5 protein-coding genes and 1 pseudogene are annotated in these 6,504 nt (G+C 72.6%); all 6 read left to right on the top strand.

Annotated features, from left to right (window positions below):
* On the top strand, nucleotides 1–1,203 hold a 1,203-nt coding region (ahcY, locus tag B4M60_RS04035; protein ID WP_291080520.1), incomplete at its 5' end, for an adenosylhomocysteinase.
* Between the two features lie 11 nt (nucleotides 1,204–1,214).
* Nucleotides 1,215–1,865, top strand: a complete 651-nt coding sequence (locus tag B4M60_RS04030; protein WP_291080518.1) for a dTMP kinase — start codon at nucleotides 1,215–1,217, stop codon at nucleotides 1,863–1,865.
* 94 nt (nucleotides 1,866–1,959) lie between these two features.
* Nucleotides 1,960–2,640 (top strand): MtrAB system response regulator MtrA, encoded by a 681-nt coding sequence (gene mtrA / locus B4M60_RS04025; protein ID WP_414646725.1) that lies wholly within the window; start codon nucleotides 1,960–1,962, stop codon nucleotides 2,638–2,640.
* Nucleotides 2,637–4,364: an MtrAB system histidine kinase MtrB gene (gene mtrB / locus B4M60_RS04020; RefSeq protein ID WP_291080514.1), complete on the top strand. Its 1,728-nt coding sequence runs from the start codon at nucleotides 2,637–2,639 to the stop codon at nucleotides 4,362–4,364. Before mtrA ends, mtrB begins: the two co-directional genes overlap by 4 nt.
* Nucleotides 4,361–6,103 carry an LpqB family beta-propeller domain-containing protein gene (locus tag B4M60_RS04015; protein WP_291080512.1) on the top strand — a complete coding sequence of 581 codons (1,743 nt, stop codon included), beginning with the start codon at nucleotides 4,361–4,363 and terminating at the stop codon, nucleotides 6,101–6,103. Before mtrB ends, B4M60_RS04015 begins: the two co-directional genes overlap by 4 nt.
* Nucleotides 6,104–6,107: 4 nt before the next feature.
* Nucleotides 6,108–6,504 (top strand): annotated as a pseudogene (locus B4M60_RS04010) (ComF family protein); the annotation flags it as partial.

Here is a 6,504-nt window from a genome sequence, read left to right as displayed (position 1 = left end):
CCCGACGTGCGCTGGGCGTCCTGCAACATCTTCAGCACCCAGGACCACGCCGCCGCCGCGATCGCCGCCACCGGTACCCCGGTGTTCGCGTGGAAGGGCGAGACGCTCACCGAGTACTGGTGGTGCACCGAGCAGATCATGACCTGGCCCGGCACCGAGCCCAACATGATCCTCGACGACGGCGGCGACGCCACGATGCTCGTGATCAAGGGCAAGGAGTTCGAGCAGGCCGGGGCGGTCCCGTCGGATGACGACGCGTGGTCCGCCGAGGAGAAGGTCTTCCACGCGCTGCTGCGCGAGTCGGTCCCGGCGCACCCGGGCAAGTACACGGCGATCGCCGACGCGGTCCAGGGCGTGACCGAGGAGACCACCACGGGCGTGCACCGCCTGTACCACTTCCACTCCGAGGGCGTGCTGCCGTTCCCGGCGATCAACGTCAACGACGCCGTGACCAAGAGCAAGTTCGACAACAAGTACGGCACCCGCCACTCCCTGCTCGACGGGATCAACCGCGGGACCGACGCCCTCATCGGCGGCAAGAAGGCACTGGTGTGCGGTTACGGCGACGTGGGCAAGGGCTGCTCCGAGGCGCTGGCGGGTCAGGGCGCGCGCGTCCAGGTCACGGAGATCGACCCGATCAACGCGCTGCAGGCGCTGATGGACGGCTTCGACGTGGTGACCGTCGACGAGGCGATCGCCGACGCCGACATCATCATCACGGCCACGGGCAACAAGGACATCATCACCTTCGAGCACATGACGCGGATGAAGAACAAGGCCATCCTCGGCAACATCGGCCACTTCGACAACGAGATCGACATGGCCGGACTCGAGTCCGCCGAGGGCGTCACCCGGATCAACATCAAGCCGCAGGTGGACGAGTTCGTCTTCGACGACGACGGCCGCTCGATCATCGTGCTGTCCGAGGGTCGCCTGCTCAACCTGGGCAACGCCACCGGGCACCCGTCGTTCGTGATGTCCAACAGCTTCTCCGATCAGGTGATCGCCCAGATCGAGCTGTTCACCAAGGCCGATCAGTATCCGATCGGGGTGCACCTGCTGCCCAAGATCCTCGACGAGAAGGTCGCCCGCCTGCACGTGGAGGCGCTCGGCGGGTCGCTCACCCGGCTGGCCAAGGACCAGGCCGAGTACATCGGCGTGGACGTCGAGGGCCCGTACAAGCCCGAGCACTACCGGTACTGACCGGTCGAGTGGTGGGTGCCCGGCTGGTCGTCGTCGAGGGTCTCGACGGCGCGGGGAAGAACACGCTGACGACGGCGCTGGTCGGTGAACTCGCCGACCGCGGGGTGTCGGTGGGCCGGCTCGCGTTCCCCCGGTACGGCACACCCCTCGCCGACCTGGCCGCCGATGCCCTGCACGGCGGTCAGGCCGGCACCGCGGAGTCCCCGCACGCCATGGCGCTGCTGTTCGCCCTGGACCGGCACGCGGCGCTCGGGGAGCTGCGCGGGCTCCTGGCCGGGAACGAGGTGGTGCTGCTCGACAGGTACGTGGCCTCCAACGCCGCCTACACGGCCGCCCGGCTCGGACCGGGCAGGGAGGCCGAGGTCCTCGAGTGGATCGGCGGGCTCGAGTTCGGCCGGCTGGGCCTGCCGCGCCCGGACCTGCAGCTCCTCCTGGACACCCCCGCGGCGCTCGCGGCGGAGCGGGCGGGGACCAGGGAGGCGGCGGACGCGGGTCGGACCCGCGACCGGTACGAGCGCGACGCCGCCCTCCAGGCGGCGACCGGGGAGGCCTACCGCCGGCTCGCCGCGTCAGACTGGAACTCGCCCTGGTGCGTCCTGGGTGTGGACCCCGACGTGGCGCGGCTGGCGGACCTCGTCGTCGGGCCCGGGACGGACGGGTAAGGTCGTCTGGGAGTAGCACGACCTGCGGGGCGCCCCGAATGGCCCCGCCGAGACACTGCTCCCGCCGACACTCCCGCCGACACAAGTGGTGACCATGACCCCGAAGATCCTCGTCGTCGACGACGACGCCGCCCTGGCAGAGATGCTCACCATCGTCCTGCGGGGCGAGGGCTTCGAGACCGAGGTCGTGGGCGACGGTGTCCAGGCCATCGAGACGTTCCGCGCGGTCCAACCCGATCTGGTCCTGCTGGACCTCATGCTGCCAGGCAAGAGCGGGATCGACGTGTGCCGGGACATCCGCGCCGAGTCCCGCGTGCCGATCGTCATGCTCACGGCCAAGACGGACACCGTCGACGTGGTGCTGGGGCTGGAATCCGGGGCGGACGACTACATCATGAAGCCGTTCAAGCCCAAGGAGCTCGTCGCCCGGATCCGGGCCAGGCTGCGGCGGGGCGACGACGAGCCGAGCGAGCTGCTCCACATCGGTGACGTGACGATCGACGTCCCCGCGCACACCGTCACCCGCGACGGCACGCCGATCCCCCTCACCCCGCTGGAGTTCGACCTGCTGGTCGAACTCGCGCGCAAACCCCGGCAGGTGTTCACCCGCGAGGTCCTCCTCGAGCACGTGTGGGGCTACCGGCACTCGGCGGACACGCGGCTGGTCAACGTCCACGTCCAGCGCCTGCGGGCGAAGATCGAGAAGGACCCGGAGAACCCCGAGGTCGTCCTCACCGTGCGCGGCGTCGGGTACAAGGCGGGCCCGGTCTCGTGACCCTGCGTCGCCCGGATGACGCGGCGGCGTCCCCCGGCGACGACCTCGACGCCGCGGACGGGGCCGGACCGTCGGCGACGTGGCGTGAGCGCCTCGGGGCACTCGATCCCACGGTGGTGGGGCACCGGCTCGCCCGTGCGTGGCGCCGATCCCTCCAGCTCCGGGTGGTCACCTCGACCCTCGCCCTCTCGATGGGCGTGATCCTCACGATCGCGTTCATGCTGCAGAGCCAGATGGCCGCGCAGCTGCTCTCGACCAAGTTGGACGCGGCGGTCGAGCAGGCGGGACGGCTCAGGGTGACGGTCGAGGCGCAGATCGCCGCGACCGACGAGGGCACGAGCGAGCAGTCGCGGCTCGACCAGGCGCGCAGCGCGTTGGGGGAGCGGGGGATCGCGTCGGGCGGGGACTCGGTCCACGCCGGCACCTTCGACCCCATCCTCGTGGTGCCGGACACGGCCGGACGCGGGCAGGTGACCAGCCCCGCCGACGCGGAGGTGCCCCCCGAACTGCAGTCGTTGGTCCAGCGGGGGCGGATCGCCTACCAGTACGTGACCATCGACTTCCGCGGTGAGCCCGCCAAGGCGCTCATCATCGGCACCCCCACGGACTCGGCGATCCCGGGCCTCGAGCTGTATCTGGTCTACCCGCTCATCGCCGAGGAACAGACGCTCGGGATCATGCGCGGGATCGTGGCCACCGCGGTTCTGGCGATCATCGTCCTCAGCGCGGCGATCGCGTGGATGGTCGCGCGGCAGGTGGTGTTGCCGGTCCGGCAGGCGGCCTCGATCGCCCAGCGGTTCGCCAACGGTCACCTCAAGGAACGGATGGTGATCAGGGGAGAGGACGACGTCGCCCGGCTGGCCCTGGCGTTCAACGACATGGCACAGAGCCTGTCCGACCAGATCGCACAGCTGGAGGAGTTCGGGGACCTCCAGAAGCGGTTCACCTCCGACGTGTCCCACGAGCTCCGGACCCCGCTCACCACGGTCCGGATGGCGGCCGACATCATCTCCGACTCCGCCGAGCACCTCGACGCGCCCACCAGGCGGGCCGTGGAACTGCTCGAGTCCGAGCTCGACCGGTTCGAGAGCCTGCTCACCGACCTGCTCGAGGTCTCCCGCCACGACGCGGGCATGGCGGAGCTGTCGGTGACCCCGATGGACGTGCGGACCGCGGTCCAGGACGCGGTGTCCACGGTGTCCCACATCGCGGAATCCGCGGGCGTGCAGGTGGAGGTCGACATGCCCGACGAGCCGCTCGTCGCCGACGTCGACCCGCGCCGGGTGGAGCGGATCCTGCGCAATCTCATCGCCAACGCGCTGGACCACTCGGAATCCAAGCCTGTGCGGGTGACGCTCCGCGGCTCGGACGCCGCCCTGGCGGTCTCGGTCCGCGACCACGGCGTGGGGCTCAAGCCCGGCGAGGAGACGCTGGTGTTCAACCGGTTCTGGCGGGCCGATCCCTCGCGGGTCCGCCGCTCCGGCGGGACCGGACTCGGGCTGGCGATCGCCCTCGAGGACGCCAAGCTCCACGGCGGTCGGCTGGACTGCTGGGGCAGCCCCGGCGAGGGGTCCTGCTTCCGGCTGACCATTCCGCGGCGCCACGGCGGCACGCTCACCTCGAGCCCTCTCCCGCTCACCCCGGACGACGAGGCGCGCCTCGTGCGGACCGGTTCGCCGACCCCGCTGGACCGGGTACCCGGACACGAGGCGGCCGGCTCGTGACGGGCACCCGGGCCGTGATGGCGACGGTCGCGCTGGCCTGCGCGACCGTGCTCGGTGCCACCGGGTGCGCGACGCTGCCCTCGTCGTCGTCCCCCCAGGTCATCGACACCTTCTCCCCGTCGGCCACCGAGCTGTCCGTCCCCACCCCGGTCCCGGACCAGGAGCCGGACCTCCTGGTCCGCGACTTCCTCAAGGCGGCCGCCATAGCCGACCAACGGCACGCGGCGGCCCGGCAGTTCCTCACGCCGGACGCGGCGCGGACCTGGGACGACTCGGCGGAGACGATCATCGTGTTGCGCGCCGACCTCAGTGCGCAGGGCGGTCGCAGCGCCGACCGGGCGGAGTACACGCTGCGGGCGGAGAAGGTCGGATCGCTCGACCCCGGCGGGATCTTCCGGGAGGACGTCGGGCAACTCGAGGTGACGATCGGCCTCGAGCGGCAGGACGGGCAGTGGCGGATCGACCGGCTGCCCCCCGGCGTCGTGATCGAACGGACCGAGTTCTTCTCCACGTATGCGCAGCGGGACCTGTTCTTCCTCTCCGGGACGGGGGAGTCGCTGGTGGCGGACCCACGGTGGACCGCCGCCGACCGATCGGACCTGGGGTACTCGCTCGTCAACCTGCTCGCCACCGGGCCCCGGCCGGGGATCGCGGCGTCGGTCCTCTCCCGCATCCCGTCCTCGGTCTCGGTGCGGCCCGACGAGGGCGACGGCGTCTCGGAGGGGCCCGCCGGGACGACCATCGACTTCACCGGGCTCCCCGTGCTCAGCACCCAGGCCACGACGCAGTTCGCCGCGCAGGTCGTGTGGACCCTCGCCCGCGCCGACGTCCCCGGGCCCTACCGGCTCGAGAGGGACGGGGCGCCCCTCGACGAGCGGTACCGCGACGGGTGGACCACGGAGGACGTCCGGTCGTTCGACCCGTACCCCGCGGTGGCGCCGATGCGCAACGCCCTCACCGCCGCCGACGGGCTCGTCCGACTCGAGGAGACCGGGGCCCGCCCCGCCGGGGGGCCGTGGTCGGAGATCCGCGGCGGGCGGGCCGGGACGATGTCCTACGACGGACGTCTGCTGGCGGTGGTGGCCGGCGAGAACGGGTCCGGGCCGCAGCGGTTGCTGGTCGGGCCACTCGACGGCGCGCCCACGGAGGAGCTCGCGGCCAGGACCCTGGCCGGGCCCACGTTCCATCCCGTCGACGGGCGGGTGTGGGTGATGGCCGACGACGCCAGGCTGCTGCGCGTGGGTGCCGGTGGGGGATCGCCGGAGGTCACGGAGATGGACGCCACCCCGATCCGGGCGCTGGGGACGCGGGTGACGGGACTGCGGATCGACCGGTCGGGGGCCCAGCTGGCGGTGGTCGTCGACGGCAGGGTGTTCATCGGCGCCCTGTCGGCCGACACCGGTCAACCGCTCGCGGGGACCTTCCGCCAGATCGGCAGGGCGCTGGGGGAGAGCGCCACGGCCGTGGCGTGGCGGGACCAGTCCACGATCGTCGTGGGCCGCACCTCCGCCGAGGCGCCGGTCGTGACGATCTCGGTGGACGGCGCGGTCACCGAACCCCTGTCCCAGCGCAACATCTCGGGCCCGGTCACCGCCGTCGCCGCCGCGGGCAGGGAGGTCTACGCCGTGGACCAGCGGGCACTCCTGCGGCTCGACACCGGTGCCGAGACCGGGGACCGCTACTGGCGGGAGCTGAGCGGACTGGCGGCGATCCGGGCCGACCCCGTGGTCGCGGGCTGACGCGATGTCCGGCGGGGCCGACGGGGGTCGCCGGCCGGGGCCCGGGTGGGCGGGGGCGCTGGCGGACCTGGTGGTGCCGCTCGAGTGCGCGGGATGCGGCCGTGCCCACGAGCGCTGGTGCGCGGACTGCGCCGGGACGCTCCTCGGCGCCCCGCTGCGGGTACGGACGCGCGCCGACCTCCGGGTTCCGGCCTGGGCCCTCGCCCGGCACACGGGAGCCCCCGCCCGCGCGGTGTCCGCGTACAAGGACCGTGGCCGCCCGGATCTGGCCCGCCCCATCGGTGCGGCCCTGGCCTCCGGGATCGATGCGCTCCGGGCGGCGGGGGAGCTCGCCGAGGCCTCCGAACGCCCCACCGTCCTCATCCCGGCGCCGGCGTCCCCGCGGGCGCGACGGCGACGGG

This window comes from Dietzia sp. UBA5065 (assembly GCA_002415925.1).
In the GTDB taxonomy this organism is placed as follows: domain Bacteria; phylum Actinomycetota; class Actinomycetes; order Mycobacteriales; family Mycobacteriaceae; genus Dietzia.
This window is presented reverse-complemented; position numbering and strand designations above follow the sequence as displayed.